Raw genomic sequence first — 16,840 nt, forward strand, 5'->3', positions numbered from 1 at the left:
GGGGGCGGTCAGAGCGCCGAAACCCGGGTGAACGGCACGGCTGCCAGATCGGCCCGAACCGCCGCGTCCTGACGGGCGGTCACCTGCCGGATCACCAGGATCGCCAGAACGGCGGCGGCGACGCCGACGACCTCGTCATAGAGCGAGTACCCGACAGGGCCCCCCACGAACCGAACGGCGATCGCGCCGCCGACCGTCTTGGCGAGCCACGCCGCCCACCACGCGTCGACCACCCAGGCCCCGCCGGCGGGTGGGTTCGCCCGCCAGACGTCCAGCGCCATCCGGCGCGGAATCCACCACATCGCCACGGGGATGAACCACGCGCCGACGGCGAACCCCGCCGAATACCGATGGGTCCCGGGCGCGAAGCGCTCCGCGTTGAGCCGACAGCGCCGGAACCAGCAGAGGAACGCGACGACGGTGGCGGCGAACAACAGCAGGGAGAGCGGCGCGAACTGCGCGAAGAGCTTCGACCCGGTGCCGCCGGCCGCCGCCAGGGCCAGCTGCGCAGCGGTCTGCACAGCGATCAGCACCTGTGCGGCCAGCGCCAGACGCCTGGGGTCGGCGACCGGCCCGCTGTAGGCCAAGGCGCGCGGAAGCGGCCCACGACGAGGTGATTCGGAGTGCACTGCGAGCCCCCACCGACATACCTGCGGTGCTGGTCACACGCAGAGATCGTCTGCAGAACAGGGCCGCGCATTTCAGGCTGTCCACATGATTCCTGCCGTGGCCCGCAGGCCACGAACCTGGCACTGCAAAGGGATTTCGCCGCGGCCGCTCCCTGATCCCTCGCCGCCGCCGGCGCCGCCGTCGCGTGGGGACGTCGTGCTCCACGGGGCGTCCTTCACAGGGGGGTGAGGATGTCCTGGTGCGCCCCGTCGAGGACGAAGCCGTTGTCCAGCCGCACCCGGACCGTCACCCGGGTGCCCCGTGCCTGCTGCGCGGTCCACTCCGGTTCCAGCGCGGCGATCTTCGCCTCCAGCTGCTGTCGGCTCGCCGCCGGCATGGTGTGCCCGTAGTCCTCGAACAGCGCCCTGAGCCGCTGGTACTCGCGGGACTCCTCGCTCTCCGGGAGTTCCCCCTCCACCCGTTCGACGGTGCCCTCGATCCCGGCTTCCAGTGAGAGGAACCCGACGACCGCCCCGGGTTCCCCGGCGACCGCCTCCCCGATTTCGAGGTCCTCGGCCAACCTGACGCGCAGGCCTTCCTTCAGCGTCATCCGTCCTCTGCCTTCCATCGAGCTTCCATCGAACCGGTGCGCAGCTGCAGCTGCAGCCGCCGGCGCAGCCGGCCGGTGGCCTCGGCCATTATCCGACGCGCTCGCCGCGGGTGCCGGGACGCGGGCGGGCCCGCCGGCTCGGGGCGCAGGACGGACGGCTGCCGGGCCCACATGTGACGAGCGTCCCAACGCACTGACTTGAACGCGTTCAAATCAGTGCCCTACAGTCGTGCCCGCAAGGTTTTGAACACGTTCGAAACGGAGTCCCGATGGACTACACAGTCATCAGCTATGCCGCCTACCTGCCGATCGCCACCGGTGTGACCGTGTGGGTGGCGCGGACGCTGAGCAGGAACGGCCGGATCTTCCTGGCCGACGTGTTCGCCGGCGACGAGCGGCTCGCCGACGCGGTCAACCACCTGCTGGTGGTCGGCTTCTACCTGATCAACCTCGGGTTCGTGGCGCTCTGGATGCGCACCGACGAGCAGGTGGACGACGTGCGCGGCGTGTTCGACGCGCTCTCGTACAAGCTCGGCACCGTGCTGCTGCTGCTCGGCGTGATGCACCTGGGCAACGTGTACGTGCTCAACCGGATCCGCCGCCGGAGCGCGCTGGACAAGCAGCACCGGCCGCCGGTCGCGCCGCAGGCGTGGGTCCGGCCGAACCAGGGCTGACCCGCCGTGCACGCGATCACCCGCCCCGGAGCCGGAGCCGGAGCCGGAACCCCGCCGCCGGTCCGTCGGATCACCGTGCTCCACGATCCCGGCTGCCTGCTCTGCCGACACCTGACCGCCTGGCTGCGAGGGCAGTCGCAACTGGTGCCGCTGGAGTTCGTCACGGCGGCTTCGGCCGCGGCCCGGGAGCGGTTCCCCGGGCTCGACCACGACGCCTCGCTCGGCGAGATCACGATCGTCGCCGACACCGGCGAGGTCTGGCGCGGGGCGCCCGCCTTCGTGGCCTGCCTGTGGGCGCTCGCCGAGTACCGGTCGCTCGCCGTACGGCTGTCGACCCCCGCCGGGCTCCCGCTGGCCCGCGCGGCGGCGTTCGCCGCCAGCAAGTACCGCTCCGCCACGGGGGCCGGCCGGGTCGAACCGGACGGGGAGGGAGTGCCCGGCCTCGCCGCCGGCCCGGCGGCCGCCGCGCCGGTCGACCCGGCTCGCGGCCCGGTGGGCGGGGCGGCACCCGGCGCCGGCGGGCCGGCGACCGCGATCCCCTGCGGGGAGGGCGGCTCCTGCCCGGCGCCGTAGCCGGTGCGTCCGCCGGGCCGGCCGGTGGCCTCCGGCCACCACTCTTCCCGCCCTTCCGAAACCGTCCACCCGCAGGCGTCGGCAGTCGTCCGGTGCTGTGTCCGTGGCTGCCGTCCCGGCTCAGGTCAGCCGTCGGGTGGGGTGTACTCGTGCGGCATGGAGCTGTGGTGCTCCACCGGGTCCTCCGTGCCGAGGCGTGCCCACAGCCAGTACCCGCAGCCGGCGACGGCCAGTGCCGCGAGCGGGATGAGAACGGCGAGCAACACGTTCAGCACCGACTCCCCCTACGTCCCGTCGAACCGGCAGCCGGGGCGCGCCCGTTCGTCCGGGTCCCGGCCGGGGCCCGCTGCCCGGTTCGACCGCGTCGCGCCAAGTTCCTTGGCCGTACAGGTGATCGAACGGCCTGAGGGTGCCCGTGGCCAGTGCTCCCGTGCGTCGGGGACTGTCGGGTCAGGTGCGGCTGAAGATGCCCCTGGGGAAGGCGCCGTTGCTCGTCGCCGTGGCGGTGAGCCCGCGTCCGATGGCGGTGAGCCGTTCGACGCCGGCCTGCCCCAGGTGGGCGAAGGGCGGGTGGGCGAGCCGGTCGGTGGTGTCCTCGATGCCCCGGCGGAGCGTGTGGCCGGCCTCGGTGAGGGCCCCGGTGGTGTCGAGGAGTCCGCGCCCGGCCAGCCGGTCGGCGGCCTGTGCCCATTCGGTGTCGGTCCAGCCGCGGCTGGCGCGGGCGAACGCGGTGGTGAACCCCCGGCCCGTGGCGGTGTGGGTGACGAGGGCCTGCGGGCCGTCCAGTTCGGCCTCGGTGAGTGCGGCGAGGTGGCCGTCGCCGCGGTACTCCCGCAGCAGGGTGACGGCGTGCCACAGCGCGAGGTGGGGTTCGTCGGGCGTCGGGAGCCCGGCGTGCGCGGCGTACAGGGTGCGGCCGGCCGGTGCGCATGCCTCGACCGCGCGGAGGGCGAGGGTCGCTGCCTCGGCGACCTCGGGGTCGGCGGCGATGCCGTCGCCGAGGAGCCGGCGCAGCGTCCGGTCGACGGCGCGCTGTCGGGCTTCGAGTACGGCGTCCGGGCTCGCGAGCGTCCAGGCCCGCGGGATGTGGCGGGCCACCAGCGCGGGGCTGAAGTTGAAGAAGGCGGCAGCGACCGGCCCGGCGCCGACCGCGCCCATGGCGGCCGACCGCCCCGCGAAGTAGCACATCCGGCCCTGGTCCAGGCCGGCGGCCGTGAACTCCTCCTCCGCCTCGGGGGCGAAGTAGATCAGGGAGTGCAGCGGGTTGAGGGCGTCGTGACACTTCCTACCGGCGAGTAGCTCCATGGTGGGTGACTGTACCCGGGCAGCCGTACGGGCCGGAAGGCGAGGCCGGGGCGCAGGCGGAGGGCTGGGCCGTGGTGCCCGGCCGACGCACGTCGGCCGGGCACTCCGCTGCCGTCCGTCCTCGCTGCGGCGGAGGATCGTCGCATCCGGAGCAGCGAGGGCTGCCGGCTACCGCACCGCGTCCGCGACCGCCTCGACCTCCGCGTGCCCTGCATGCCCCACGTGCCCCGTGTGCCCTGCCCGCCCCATGAGGAGCAGCGGCTGCACGGCTGCGTCCCCGGGCACTTCGCCGTCCCCGTCGCCGAGCATCGTGCCCACTCCGGCCCGGCCGCCGCGGGCTTGCTCGTCCGGCTCGACGGGTTCCTGCGGTGCCGGCAGGGCCCGGCCGCGCAGCGGCGAGCGCAGGCCCCGGCCGCGCAGCGGCGAGCGCCACAGGGCGCCGAGGACCGCGGCCGCGCCGAGCACCACGGCGGCCGCCGTGAACCCGGCAGCCGCGCCCGCCCGGTCCACCGTCAGGCCCGCCGCCGACGACCCGAACGCACCCCCCAGGTTCCAGGCCGTGTTCACCCAGGCACCGGCCTCCGTCCGCGACCCGGACGGCACCAGGACGTCGACCAGCAGGTATCCGGTCACCAGCAGGGCGTCCGTGCACGCGCCCGCCAGCAGCAGGCCGACGGCAGCACCGCCCGGCGACGGCACCAGCACCGGAAGCGCGTAGCAGCCGGTCGCCGCCGCGGCCAGCACCAGCAGGCGCGGCCCCGGGCCCGACCGCCAGGTGCGCCGGCCGTAGGCCAGCCCGCCCACCGCGCCGCCGACGGAGAACAGCGCGAGCAGCGGACCTGCCGTCCCCGCGCCCCAGGCGGCGACGATCGCGATGTCGGCCAGAGCCACCGCCGCCGCGACCGCCAGCACCACCAGCAGCAGCGGGGCGACGCCCGGCGCCCGCAGCGGACCGGTCACCACCCCCGCGGACGACGGCCGCGCCGCCGAGGGGCGGCCGCGCAGCGCGTGCGCGAACACCGCGAACGCCACCACGAACAGCGCCGCACACGCCGCCAGCGCGACGGGGGCGGACCAGGCCGAGACCAGCAGCCCGGCCAGCACCGGACCGAGGGCGAACACCGTCGACTCGGCGACCGTGTCGAGGCTCAGCGCCCGCTGGCGCTGCTCCTCGTCCGCGGCCAGTTCGCCCCACAGCGTCCGCATCAGCGGTCCGACCGGGGGCGGGAACAACCCGGCGAGCACCGCCGGGGCGAGCGAGGCCCAGGCGGGCAGCGAGGCCGCAGCGCCGACCGCCACCACGGCCAGCAGCGCGGCGTGGGCGCCCGCCAGGACGGGCAGCGCGACCGGACGGCGCTCGACCAGCCGGGCGCGCAGCGGCCCCAGCAGCGCACAGATCAGGCCGAACAGGCCCACGGCGGTGCCTGCCGCCGTGTACGAGCCGGTGGCGTCCCTGAGCGAGAGAAGGAGGGGCAGAGGCAGCACGCCGTAGCAGAGCCGCGCCAGCAGGGCCGCGGCGAACGGCGTGCGGGCACGGGGGAGCGAGAGGACAGCGCGATAGGTCGCGCTGCCCCTGACGGGGCGGGACATGAGGATCTCCGGCAGGAAGAAGGGCGGTTGACGGATCGGCGGCGCCCCGCCCGCCTCGCGTCGGCGAGGGGCGGTGGCGGGGGCGATCCGTCAGTGCGGCCCGGAGATGTCCATGCCGGTGATCGTAGGCGATCGTTCGGACGGTGACCAGAGGCCGGCAGCGATCCCGTGCCGCTCCGACACCGGGTCGGGCGGGACACCGGGTCGGGCGGGACACCGAGTCGGCCGGGCCGGCCGGGACACCGGGTCGACCGGCCGCTACCGCAGGCGCCGAAGGCCGTCGCGGAGCCGGCGCGCGTCGCGGAGGCGTTGCTCGTAGCCCGCGCCGAGGGCCAGCAGGAGCAGGCCAGCCGCCGCCGGAGGAGCCCAGCGCGGCAGCAGCCCGAGCACCTGCACCACCGTCGGCGCGAGTTCGTGTGCCGCCGTCACCAGCAGCGTGCCCCCGCCCAGCACCAGCGGTGCCTGCAACCGGAACCGCACACCGAGCAGGGTCACCCCGAGCGCGGCGCCGCCGAGCAGCAGCGGACGGAGCCAGTGGCCGTCCGCCCCCAGCGCCAGGACGCTCGGCGCGAGGCCGAGACCGAGCCCCGGCCCGTACGCCGCCCAGGAGGACGCCGCAGCGTCCCGGCGGTACCGCAGGTGCCCGACCGTGAGCGCCGCACCGGCCAGGCCCGCGGTGTACGCCTCCGGCGTGACCACGCCCCACAGCGCCAGCCGCACCCACGTCGAGGCCAGCAGCAGGACGGTCGCCGCGATCCCTGCCGCCGCCCGCCGGTCGGCGCGCAGCGCGACCGCCGCGGCCACCACACCGGCCGCCGCCAGTCCGAACGCCAGCACCCCCGGGTGGGTGACCATCAGCCCGAGCGCCACCACGGCCAGCGCGTAGCCGGTGCCCTCCACCGCCCCGGCCACGCGCCGGAGCACCGCCGCGCCGCCCGTTGTGGCACCGGCCACCTCCTCCGCCGCACCGGGGACGGACGCCGCACCGGCCGTGGACGCCGCGCCGGGGGCGGTCCCGCCCGCCGCGCCGCCGCCGTCTCGCGTCCGGCGGGCGATCACGGCCGCCACCGGCGCGGTGGCCGCGGCGACGCCCAGGATCGCGAGCGCGACGGACGGCTGCGCCAGACCGGCCGTGTCGCCGATCGCCGCGGCCTCGACACCGAGGGCGAGCACCGCACCGGCCGCCGCCGTGGCAGCCGCCCGCCCGGTGGAGCCACCACGGGTGACGGCCCGCCAGGCGGTCGCCGCCGCGAGCGCCGCGCAGGCACCGAGGGCGACGATCGTGGCCGTCCGGTCCGCCGACGCCCACAGCGACGCCAGCCCGCCCGCAACCGCGAGTCCGGCCCAGGCCGGCCGCCCCGGCCGCACCGCGACCGCCGCGGCCGCCGCCGCGGCGAGCAACAGGGCCCAGCCCACCGACACCCCGTAGGGCAGCCCGGCGGCCGGTGCCGCCAGGGCCACCACCGGGAGACCCGTCACCACGGCCCCGGTCGCCGGCACCCGGGCAGGCAGCCGGACGGCACCCAGCGCGGCGACGGCACCCAGCGCGACGGCGACCAGCGCGAGCCCGACCAGCGCGGAGCCCGGCACCTGCCACGGCGTCTGCCGGTCCCACCCGGACCCGTCTGCCCCTCCCCAGGCGGCAGGAGCGTGACCGAGCGGCACGAGCGCGGCGGCCAGCGCCCGCGGCACCGTTCCCAGCGAGGCCGCCCCGAGCACGGCGGCCGCCGCGCAGAGGACTCCGGTCCAGGCGGTCCGCACGACCGAGTCCGCACCACGCGCTGCCGCGGCCCCGGTCTGCGGCCGGTGCCGCAGCAGCATGCCCGCGCCGACGACGAGCAGCACGGCGGGCAGTCCGTAGGCCACCGCCGTCCACTCCCACGGCAGCAGCGGGCGCAGCGTCCCGCCGGCCGCGGCGAGTGCCGCCACGGCCGCGCCGGCCGCCACCGCCTGCCGCGCCCCGTGCGGCAGGCCGGACGACCGGAGCGCCGACCCCATGCCCAGGGCGGCCAGCACGCCCAGCGGCCCCCAGGCCAGGACGGCCTCCGCGAGTCCGTCCGACAGCACCGACCCGAGCACCGCGACGCCGCCGCCGAGCAGCGCCCACACCGCCGCGAACCCCGCCCCGACCCGCCGGAACGTCGCCTCGGCGTGCCGTTCCGGAGCCACCGCGTCGGCGGTCCACCCCGCCGTACGTCCATCCGTACGCTCCGCCGCACGTCCCGCCGTACGTCCATCCGCACGCACCAGAAGCGTCGTGTCCAGCACGGTCGCCGCGACCATTGCCGCCGCGTACGCCTCCACCTGCTCCACCCCGGCGGCGGCCAGGGCCAGCAGCACGGGCACCCGCGTCAGCACGTGGCCCGCCGCACGCGGGATCCGCAGCCGCTGCGCCCGGCCGTAGGCCAGGGAACCGGCGGCGAGCAGCGCGGTGGCACCGGCCCAGTAGCCGAGCCCGTCGACGCCGTCGAGCCCGGCGAGACCGGCGGCCCTGACCGCGTAGCAGTCGAGCACCAGGAACCCGAGCCCGACGGCGGCCGCCGCCTCCGCGGTCGCGGTGAGCCGGCGGCGGCGCAGCGGGGACGCGACGGCCAGGGCGACGGCCGTGAGGCCGAACAGGACGGCGCCACGGCCGCCGATGCCCAGCCGCCCCCAACTGACCACGGTGAACACCAGGGCGGCGAGGCTCACCAGCAGCCCGCCGAGCACCAGCAGCACGGTCTGCGCGGAGCGGCCGGAGACCTCGCCCGACCCGTCGGCGCCGGCGGCCGACGGCATCGCACGAGGCGGCGGCACGACCGGGGGAGCGCCGGGCGGTGCCGCCCACACCGGGGCGGTGTCGGGAGCGTCCCGGCGGGCGCGCAGCCCGGCGAGCAGGTGGTCCCGGTGCCGCAGCATCGCCCCGCGCTGCTCGTCCAGCCCGTGCAGGGCCATGACGACCTGCCAGAGCGCGCCGGCGTCCGCGCCGGTCAGCGGCAGCCGGCAGTGCGGGCACCGGCTGTGCCGGCCGGGGCCGAGATCGGCGCCGCAGTCGGGGCAGGGGGCGGAGTACGGGGTCGTCATGCGCAGAGTGTGCAGCGTGTGCCGCCCCGCGCACATGAGTACGACGACTCACTTCCGGGAGGGGCGCGCCGTGCAGGGTGACCCTGCCGGGTGCGGGGAGCAGTCGGGCCTCCGGGCGCCGGTGACGCGATCGCCGCCGGACGCCGGCTCCCACGTGTGGTGCGAACGCCCCCGCTCCGGCCGGGTCATGGCGTCGTGGACGGCGACGGCCTGCCGGTGCCCGGGCGGTTCGGTGAGGAGCCCTCCGTGGGTGCCGGAGTCCAGTCGGAGTCCAGCCGGAGTCCCACGGCGCGGATCGGGATCGCACCCCGTACGCGGAGAGGGTCAGGGCGGCGGTACTCCCGGCTGCCGTGGGCCCCGTAGTTCGGCGTACACCGACCAGACCACCGACACCGCCGGGACGGCGACGACCGCGCCGATCACCCCGGCCGAGATGCTGCCGGCCAGCACCGCGACCGCGACCACCACCGGGTGCAGGCTGACCGCCCAGCTCATCACCAGCGGGTGCAGCAGGTGACCCTCGATCTGGCCGATCACCACGATCAGCGCGAGGACGACGATCGCGATCACCGGCCCGCGGGCGGCCAGTGCCACCAGCGAGGCGACGAGCATCGCGATCGGCGAGCCGACCAGCGGGACGAAGGAGGCGAAGAACTCCAGCACGGTCAGCGGCAGGGCCAGCGGGACCCGAAGCAGGAGAAGGGCGATGCCGACCATGATCGCGTTGCTGACCGCGACGATGAAGATGCCCCGGGTGTAGCCGGAGAAGGTCCGCCAGGCCGCGCGGCCACCCCGGTCGAGGTGGTCGCCGGCCGCGGCGGGCAGCTGGCCGGCCGTCCAGCGCCACATCCGCTCGCCGGAATGCAGGAAGAACACCGACATGAAGAGGGCGAGCGCGGCGCCGGTCGCCACCTCGACCACCCGGCCGGCGCCGCTGACGGCGGTGCTGATCAGGGTGGAGCGGTGCTCGGAGACGAAGTCGGAGACCTTGCGCTGGAGGTCGTCGAAGGTGCCGCGGGCGACGTGCAGCGGAGCCCCCTCCAGCGCCGTCTCCAACCGGTCCAGGCCGCCCTGGAACTCCTTGGTCAGGCCGGACAGTTCGTTCGCCACGGTCTCGCCGACCAGTGCGAGCAGCCCGGCCGGCACCAGCAGGGCGACGGCCAGGCCGATCAGTACCGCGAGCGGGCGGGGGAGGACCCGGGCGCCCCGGTCGACCAGCGGCCTGATCACCGAGGTGATCACCATCGCGAGGAAGGCCGCCAGCGTGATCAGGTGGAACTTCCCCACGACGACCAGCACCAGATAGGCCGCCCCCGCGACGACGAGCAGCCGCCAGGCGTAGTCGGAGAGGCGCCGCAGCCCCGCCGGCGCCACGGTGCCGTTCGCCCCCGGGCGTTCGGGCCGGGCGCGCCCCGGCCGCCTCACCGGCATGCCGCACCGCCGTCCCCCGCCGGTACCCGCTGTGCCGGGATCCGGCCGCGCGGCCGGGGAGTGGTGGGGTGCGAAAGAGGCATGAACCCTGGATAGCGGCTGGAGCGCCGCGCGGGATGTTCCCGCGCCGACGGCGGCCCGCCCCGGCCCGCTCCTTCACCCGGCGGGCCGCCTGCGCGCCGGGCCACCGCGCCCGCGCCCGCGCCCGGGCCACCGCGTCCGCGCCCGAGCCACCCCGCCCGTACCCGGGCCGACCGCCGGTGTCCCCTGCCCGGTTCCACCTGCTGTCCCGCATCGGGCCCGTCCCCGGCCTCCGGCACTCCCGGGACGGCGACGGCTCCTGCGCCTCGGACACCCCCGGCAGTCGGGCGCCGTGCTCCCCTGAACCCGGCCCGGCAGCCCATCGCGGCCCCGCGGAAACCTCGTTGGAGTTTCGACCCGGCGTCGCGGATGCTTGCACCATGAACCCGGACAGCGCCCGTCCCTCCACGCAGGTCTCCGATGCTCACCGGCAGTTCACCTGCGACGTGGCCTACTTGAACACCGCAGGCTACGGACTGCCGCCCCGGTCCTCCCAACAGGCGATCCTGGCCGTGGAGAAGGACCGGTCCGCCGGCCGCATGGCCATGGGACCGCTGGACGACGCCGTGACCCGTTCCAGAGCGGCGTTCGCAGACCTCCTCGGCGTGCCCGCGCACCGTGTGGCCGTCGGCTCGCAGGTCTCGCAGTTCGTCGGTGTGGTCGCGGCGTCCCTGCCGGCCGGGGCGACGGTCCTGGTCGCGGACGGCGACTTCACCTCCCTGCTCTTCCCGTTCCTGGCCGCCCCTCAGGGCCTGCACGTGCGTTCGGTCCCGCTGGAGAGGATCGCCGACTCCGTCGACGCATCGGTCGACCTCGTCGCCGTCTCCGCCGTCCAGTCGTCCGACGGACGCCTCGCCCCCGTCGACGACCTCGTCACCGCCACCGCGGGCCGGACGCGCCTCCTCCTGGACGTCACCCAGGCGGCCGGCTGGTTTCCCCTGCCCGCCGCCGGAATCGACCTCATGGTCTGCGGCGGCTACAAGTGGCTCCTCGGGCCGCGCGGCACCTGCTTCCTCGCCGGGACCGAAGAAGCCCTCGACGAACTGCCGGCCCTCGCCGCGGGGTGGTACGCCGGAGAGGCGATCTGGGACTCCGTCTACGGCACCCCCCTGCGCCTGGCCGGCGACGCCCGCCGCCTCGACCTCTCCCCGGCCTGGACCAGCTGGGTCGGGCAGGCAGCCGCCCTGGAGTTCCTCAACACCTTCCCCACCGAGGCCGTCCGCGCCCACAACACCGGCCTCGCCAACCGCTTCCGCGCGGGCCTGCACCTGCCCCCCGGCAACTCGGCCATCGTCTCCGTGCCGCTTCCCGAGGGAACGGCCGAGCGCCTCGCGGCGGGAAACGTCGTCGCCTCCCTGCGCGCCGGTCACGTCCGCTTCGCCTTCCACCTGTCCACCACCCCGGACGACGTCGACCGGGCGCTGGACCTCCTCGGGCGGGGTTGACGACCGTCGCTCCCACCCGGCGGGCCGCGTCCGGTCCCGCGCCCGGGAGAGCAGGAAGGCGTTGCCCTCTCGATGTCCGCGGCCAGGAGGTCGAGCAGTCCCCGGCGGCCCAGGCGCTTCCTGAAGCGGTCCAGGGTGCGGCGGGCGTGGAAGGGTTGCCCGCAGGAGCGCGCCGCTCGTCAAGAGAACCTGCCGGGACGGTCGCCGCTACCATGCGTGACATGACTGACGCGCCGGACCGCCCGCCGCGCCACCGGGAACCCCGGCAGGCGCGCAGTGTCGCGACGCTGGCCCGCGTGCTGCGGGCGGCCGAGGAGATCGCGTCCTCGGCCGGGCTGGACGAGATGACGATCGTCGGTGTCGCCGAGCGTGCGGGCGTCTCGGTCGGCACGATCTACCGGCGCTTCGAGGACAAGGAACAGCTGATCACCGCCCTGGTCGAGCGGATGCTGGAGCGACGTGAGGAGTACGTGGCCGACCGGCTGCGCGCGGCCGAGCCGTCGCTCCCCGGCGTGATGGACGCCTACGCGCACGCCCTGCTGGAGTCCTTCGCCGACGGCAGCAACCTCTTCCCCGAACTGCTGCGCGTACGCGGGGCCACGTCCCTGGACCGCGGCGCCGCCACCATCACCACGATCCACCGCCTCCTGCTGGACGCCGCGGCCCCCTACACCGACCTGATCCGCCGCTCCGACCCGCAGGCGGCCCTGGACACCGCGGCCCGCGCCGTCCTCGGCGCCTGCTTCCACAACTCCCTGCGCCCCGACCCCGCCACCGGCGCGGCGGCCCGGCGCCGCTACGCCGACGAGCTGAGCGACATGGCGATCGCCTACCTCCTCACCCCCGACCACCGCCGCACCTGAGCCGCCCCCGCCCGAGCCGCGTCGCCGGGTGAGGTTGGCCGGGTGGCGTTCGCCGACCGCCGACGCCGTCCCGCACCCTTCGGGCCCGTGACCCGAGCAGGGTCCTTCCTGCATCCTGGTGAGCCCGCCGTCGGCAGGGAGCTCGTTCCCTGTCAAGGGCGCCCGTCGAGCAGCCGCCGCAGGCAGTGCCGATCGGCGATCGTTCGTGGTGCTTTCGTCCCCTCGCGTCCGGACGGCGCTGCGCGTGGGGACGCCGGCCGACCTCCGCCACGGCCGCGGATTTCGTCGTTGTGCCTGTCGGCCTGTAGTGTCGTCCCTACCGACGCGGGGTGGAGCAGCTCGGTAGCTCGCTGGGCTCATAACCCAGAGGTCGCAGGTTCAAATCCTGTCCCCGCTACAAAGGAGAACGGCCCGGAACACACTGTTCCGGGCCGTTTCTCGTCGATGCCGGGACGCGTGCGGAAGCGGCCGGTGCCTCAGGTGTCGATCGTCGTGCTGCCACGGTCGCGGTCACGGTCACCTGGTCCCGGCCGGACGCAGATCCGCCAGCCAGCCGTGTCCCGGGTGTACCCGGGTGAGGAGGGCGGCCAGGGTCCGCCGCTGGGCGTCGTCCAGCAGCTCGACGGTGGTGCTGAAGTCCTCCTGGTCCTTGGGGCGGACGGCCTTGGCCTTGAACAGCAGGGCCAACTCCGGTGCGAGGTAGGGGATCCCCTCCGGCGTGCGGCGGACGACCGCGCTGTACGGCAGGCGGATCGACGGGTCGCGTCGGCAGATCCACACCGGGCCGTCGTGCGGCTCGCGGAACACGTCCAGCAGGAAGTCGCCGGTCGCCGGATCGCGCAACCACGTCTGGTGGGTCAGCTCCCACGCCTCCGGCGCCGGTGTCCGCCACAGGTGCCCGGAGGCCACGACGTCGAAGGCGAACTCGGGAAACCGCGCCCGGATCTCCGGGAAGTGTGCGGCCGGTACGGCGATCTCCAGATCGCTGTGGTGGCGGCTCTGCCCGCCCTTGAACAGGTCGACGGCCCAGCCGCCGGCGATGTACCAGGGAGCGGACACCCCGGCCAGCCGGTCGGCGACCTGCGCGGGGGACCAGGCATTGCCCCACCTGGCCTCGGCCTCGGCCTCGGTGAGCTCGACGCCGCCCGCTGGGAGTGCATCGCTCATCCGGCCAGCCTACGGGCAGCACCGCTCGCCGGGCCGAATTCCGTGGTGAACGCCGCGCGGTGAGCGCGTTCGTGCGCGGCACGCCCCCCTGCGCGTGGTGCGATCCGCCGGCAGCGGCCCTCGCGGAGCGGGCCGGTGGCCGAGGTCGGGACGGCTCCGAGGTCGGGACGGCTCCGAGCGCGGCCCGGTCTTCCGGCGATGCCCGACATAGCATTGGCCCACTGTCTAGCAGTGATAGAATTCCGCTCATGTCAGTCACCCGGAGTCGCCGCGAGCGGGAGCGTGCCCAGCGCCACGGCCTGATCCTCGCCATGGCGCGCGAGTTGGCCGAGGCCGAGGGCTGGGAGGCGGTCACCACCCGCCGCCTCGCCGAGCGCGTGGAGTACAGCCAGCCGGTGCTCTACAGCCACTTCAAGGGCAAGGACGCCATCGTCGCGGCCGTCGCCGAGGAGGCCTTCGCCGAACTGGCCCAGCTGCTGCGCGATGCGCGGGCGGCCGCCGGAGGGCGGGAGCCGGAGAGCGGCCTGCGGGCGGTGTGTCAGGCCTATCTGCGCTTCGCCGTCGAGCACCCGGCCCTCTACCAGGCGATGTTCGTGATGCCCACGCAGCTGAAGTTCGCCGACGAGGAGACACCCGTGGCGCTGCGTGCCGCCTTCGAGGCCTTCGTGGAGGCGCTGCCCGAGGAGACCACGGGCCGCGAGGCACGTGCCGAGCTGCTGTGGGCCGCCCTGCACGGGATCTCCGCCCTGTCCGCGACCGGCCGCATTCCGGCGCACGGCGAGAAGACGCGGCTGGACCTGCTCATCGAGGGGATCGCCCCGAGCTGACGCCGCCGGCGCACCCACCACCTGAAGCCGTCGTTCCCGGCCCGGCGCGGCGGCCCGCCGTGCCGATCCGCCCGGGCACCCGCGGGGGCGGCCCGCCTGCTGTCGCACCGACATGGGAGGCTCCGGGCATGCTGGAAGACGTGATGACGGCCGGGCCGGGCCTGCGGGCCTACCCCGCGCCTGCGGAGGTGTTCGTCGCCGACCAGGCCGAACTGGCCGAGCACCTGCACCCGTTGATCTCGATCGAACTCGCCCGGGTCGACCCGGCCTGGCACGGGTGGATCCACCTGCTCAGCCCGCTGGAACCGGCGGAGGGCTACCTCGGCGACCACACCGAGGCCTTCCACTCGCCGTTGCAGACCACCAACTGGCTCGGATTCGCGCTGGAGGGCGACCGTTACCGCCTGCTCGGCGACGTGCGCTACTTCGCCCGGGCGACGACCCCCGACGAGCTGCCGGAGCCGTACAAGGGCTTCCGTGCCCAGCTGGAGGAGCACTGTCGCGGCGAAGAGCGCAGTTACCGCCTGCACCGGGACTCGTTCCGCCGCGAAGGCAGGCTGCTCATGCTCGACGCCGACGGCGCCCCGCTCCCCGGGGCCACCGACCCGGTGGCGCTGCTCGAACAGCTCGGCGGCGGCGCCGAGGGCGGCAACTGGTCCGAGACCGGGTTCTTCCCGCTGGAGTACGCCGACGACGAGGCCCGGCCGATCAGCCCGGCCGGACACCCGTTCCGCTTCGTGGCGGCGGTGCCGGGCTGCCACTACCGCCGCAGCGGTGCCGGCTGGATCCTGCTCTTCTTCGAGCCCGTCGAACGAGTGGCCCTGCTGACCTTCGACTGGAGCTGACCCCGCCCGGCCCTGCGCCGCGGGTGTGGCGGTGCGCACCGTCGGGTGTGTGAGGTGCGGCACATTCCGCCGCTCGCCCGGTCCCGTTTGGTCCCCCTTGGTCGCATCCGTCTGGTTACGGTCCGTCAAGAGCCCCTGGCCGGAGGCTATTTTGTCGTGGACGGTTCGAACGGTCCGCCGCAGTCTCCGCAGTCTCCGCGGTCGGGCCGTCGGGCCGTCGGGTGCGGCCGAGCACCCGTCACGAGGGCGGTCGTGGGGGACCACGGCCGCTGCGGCGGACCGCGGAGCACAGATGTCAGGTCCGGAAGACAGGGTCCGTCCGGCACGGTGAAGGACCCGGAAGGGGCGGCGCATGGACGCGGGGACGGTGGGCGTGTTCCGAACCGGGAGCCTTCCCGTGAAGGAGCGGTTCGACTGCTGGCGGGAGGTGATCGGGCAGACGCGGGCGAGCGAGGTCGCCAGCACCCACCCCGACCACTTCGAGGCGGACATGCGGCGCCTCGACCTGGGACCGGTGAGCCTGCTCAGGTCGTCGTTCTCCCCGGCGCGGTTCTGGCGGACCGAGCGCATGGTGCGGCGATCGGACGCAGAGATGTGCCACCTGACGCTGCTGCTCGACGGAGGCCTGGCGCTGACCCGCGGTGCCGCCCGTCACGAGGAGACCTTCGGGCGGGGCGACCTGCACATGGTCCACAGCTCCCACCCCTTCGACCTGCAGGGCTTCGACACCCGCACCTCCGACCCGGGAGAGGGCCGGATCGAAGCACTGGGCGTCGACTTCCCCGCCGCACTGCTGCCGCTCCCGCCGCACCAGGTGCGCGACCTGCTGCGCCGCGGCCTGCCGACGCGGGAGGGCGCGGGCGCGCTCCTCCCGGACTTCCTCCTCGGACTGGACCGGCAGGCCACCGCCCTGGGACCCGCCGAGGCGCACCGGCTGGGAACGGTCGTCGTCGACCTGGTGACCACCTGGCTCGCCCGCGAACTCGACGCCCGGGCCGCCGTCCCGGACGACGTCCGCCGGCGCGCCATGGTGGAGAGCATCCGGACCTTCATCCAGCGCAACCTCCACGACCCCGAACTGTCCCCGCCCGTCATCGCCACCGTGCACCACATCTCCCTCAGCTACCTCCACCGCCTGTTCACCCAGCACTCCCAGGGCGAGACGGTCGCTGCCTGGATCCGCGGCCGGCGGCTGGAGAAGGCATGCCGCGACCTGGCGGACCCCGCGCTGCGCGCCGTGCCGATCCACACCGTGGCCGCCCGCTGGGGCATTCCCCGCGCCTCCGACTTCAGCCGGGCCTTCCAGGCCGCGTACGGACTCTCGCCCAGGGAGTACCGGCGCCGGGCGCTGTCCGGGGGCTCCGGTGAGTAGACGCAATGCCAAGTCACCGTCGACGCAGAGCGAACACGGACCGGCGATGTCCTGACACCCTCGACGAGGAGCCACCGCGGGCGGCACACCGTCCTCCGCCTCCGCCTCGGACCGGACCGGGCGGGCCGTCCTGCCCCGGTGGATGCCGCACAGTCGAATCGTCGGGAGTGAGCACGTGTCAGTCATGGGGTCGGTTGTCGGTGACCAGGGCCGATGGGGGTGGGTCGCGAGGCGCACGGCGCTCGCGGCACACCCGACCGCCGGTCTGATGAGGGACATCGGGTGGGCGCGCGCGGTGCCGTCGTCCGCTGCTGGGCGCTGAGGGCTGGGCGCTGAGGGCTGCGGGCTGTGGTGACGGGTGCCGACAGCCCGTGACCGGCACCGG

The 16,840-nt window shown here is 75.2% G+C and carries 15 protein-coding genes and 1 tRNA gene; 8 read left to right on the forward strand and 8 right to left on the reverse strand.

The window, feature by feature from the left end:
• Positions 1 to 8: 8 nt before the first annotated feature.
• Positions 9 to 587, reverse strand: a complete 579-nt coding sequence (locus OG335_RS33970) for a DUF4328 domain-containing protein (protein ID WP_405014984.1) — start codon at positions 585 to 587, stop codon at positions 9 to 11.
• A 257-nt stretch (positions 588 to 844) separates the two neighbouring features.
• Positions 845 to 1,219 (reverse strand): hypothetical protein, encoded by a 375-nt coding sequence (locus OG335_RS33975; RefSeq protein ID WP_405014985.1) that lies wholly within the window; start codon positions 1,217 to 1,219, stop codon positions 845 to 847.
• Positions 1,220 to 1,488: 269 nt separating this feature from the next.
• Here OG335_RS33975 and OG335_RS33980 point away from each other — a divergent pair, with 269 nt between their 5' ends.
• Positions 1,489 to 1,893 carry a hypothetical protein gene (locus OG335_RS33980; RefSeq protein ID WP_405014986.1) on the forward strand — a complete coding sequence of 135 codons (405 nt, stop codon included), beginning with the start codon at positions 1,489 to 1,491 and terminating at the stop codon, positions 1,891 to 1,893.
• Positions 1,894 to 1,968: 75 nt separating this feature from the next.
• Positions 1,969 to 2,466: a DCC1-like thiol-disulfide oxidoreductase family protein gene (locus OG335_RS33985; RefSeq protein ID WP_405014987.1), complete on the forward strand. Its 498-nt coding sequence runs from the start codon at positions 1,969 to 1,971 to the stop codon at positions 2,464 to 2,466.
• Between the two features lie 125 nt (positions 2,467 to 2,591).
• Here OG335_RS33985 and OG335_RS33990 read toward each other — a convergent pair whose 3' ends face one another.
• From OG335_RS33990 to OG335_RS34010, 5 genes are all read right to left on the reverse strand, one after another.
• Complete coding sequence (locus OG335_RS33990; protein WP_405014988.1) at positions 2,592 to 2,741, reverse strand: hypothetical protein; 150 nt, start codon at positions 2,739 to 2,741, stop codon at positions 2,592 to 2,594.
• 175 nt (positions 2,742 to 2,916) lie between these two features.
• On the reverse strand, positions 2,917 to 3,771 hold the full coding sequence (locus OG335_RS33995) for an SCO6745 family protein (RefSeq protein WP_405014989.1): 855 nt from the start codon (positions 3,769 to 3,771) through the stop codon (positions 2,917 to 2,919).
• 168 nt (positions 3,772 to 3,939) lie between these two features.
• On the reverse strand, positions 3,940 to 5,361 hold the full coding sequence (locus OG335_RS34000; RefSeq protein WP_405014990.1) for an MFS transporter: 1,422 nt from the start codon (positions 5,359 to 5,361) through the stop codon (positions 3,940 to 3,942).
• A 258-nt stretch (positions 5,362 to 5,619) separates the two neighbouring features.
• Entirely contained in the window at positions 5,620 to 8,424 is a 2,805-nt protein-coding gene (locus OG335_RS34005; protein WP_405014991.1) for an SCO7613 C-terminal domain-containing membrane protein, read from the reverse strand.
• A gap of 324 nt (positions 8,425 to 8,748) precedes the next feature.
• Positions 8,749 to 9,855 carry an AI-2E family transporter gene (locus tag OG335_RS34010; protein WP_405014992.1) on the reverse strand — a complete coding sequence of 369 codons (1,107 nt, stop codon included), beginning with the start codon at positions 9,853 to 9,855 and terminating at the stop codon, positions 8,749 to 8,751.
• 461 nt (positions 9,856 to 10,316) lie between these two features.
• On the opposite strand from OG335_RS34010, the gene OG335_RS34015 reads away from it, so the two are divergent.
• The 3 genes from OG335_RS34015 to OG335_RS34025 all read left to right on the forward strand — a co-directional run bounded on the left by OG335_RS34015 (position 10,317) and on the right by OG335_RS34025 (position 12,641).
• Entirely contained in the window at positions 10,317 to 11,381 is a 1,065-nt protein-coding gene (locus OG335_RS34015; protein ID WP_405014993.1) for an aminotransferase class V-fold PLP-dependent enzyme, read from the forward strand.
• A gap of 221 nt (positions 11,382 to 11,602) precedes the next feature.
• Positions 11,603 to 12,244 (forward strand): TetR/AcrR family transcriptional regulator, encoded by a 642-nt coding sequence (locus OG335_RS34020; protein ID WP_405014994.1) that lies wholly within the window; start codon positions 11,603 to 11,605, stop codon positions 12,242 to 12,244.
• Positions 12,245 to 12,567: 323 nt separating this feature from the next.
• A tRNA-Met gene (locus OG335_RS34025) sits at positions 12,568 to 12,641 on the forward strand.
• Positions 12,642 to 12,760: 119 nt separating this feature from the next.
• On the opposite strand, the gene OG335_RS34030 is transcribed toward OG335_RS34025, so the two are convergent.
• Complete coding sequence (locus OG335_RS34030; protein WP_405014995.1) at positions 12,761 to 13,411, reverse strand: nucleotidyltransferase domain-containing protein; 651 nt, start codon at positions 13,409 to 13,411, stop codon at positions 12,761 to 12,763.
• Positions 13,412 to 13,659: 248 nt separating this feature from the next.
• Between OG335_RS34030 and OG335_RS34035 the strand changes: the two genes are divergently transcribed.
• The 3 genes from OG335_RS34035 (at position 13,660) to OG335_RS34045 (ending at position 16,455) form a co-directional block, all read left to right on the forward strand.
• The gene (locus OG335_RS34035) at positions 13,660 to 14,238 is read left to right on the forward strand and encodes a TetR/AcrR family transcriptional regulator (protein ID WP_405014996.1); all 579 of its coding nucleotides are present in this window, start codon (positions 13,660 to 13,662) and stop codon (positions 14,236 to 14,238) included.
• 128 nt (positions 14,239 to 14,366) lie between these two features.
• On the forward strand, positions 14,367 to 15,083 hold the full coding sequence (locus OG335_RS34040) for a hypothetical protein (RefSeq protein WP_405014997.1): 717 nt from the start codon (positions 14,367 to 14,369) through the stop codon (positions 15,081 to 15,083).
• A gap of 352 nt (positions 15,084 to 15,435) precedes the next feature.
• On the forward strand, positions 15,436 to 16,455 hold the full coding sequence (locus OG335_RS34045) for a helix-turn-helix domain-containing protein (protein ID WP_405014998.1): 1,020 nt from the start codon (positions 15,436 to 15,438) through the stop codon (positions 16,453 to 16,455).
• Positions 16,456 to 16,840 lie beyond the last annotated feature (385 nt).

The sequence above is a fragment of the Kitasatospora sp. NBC_01539 genome, from assembly GCF_045040525.1.
Taxonomy (GTDB): domain Bacteria; phylum Actinomycetota; class Actinomycetes; order Streptomycetales; family Streptomycetaceae; genus Kitasatospora.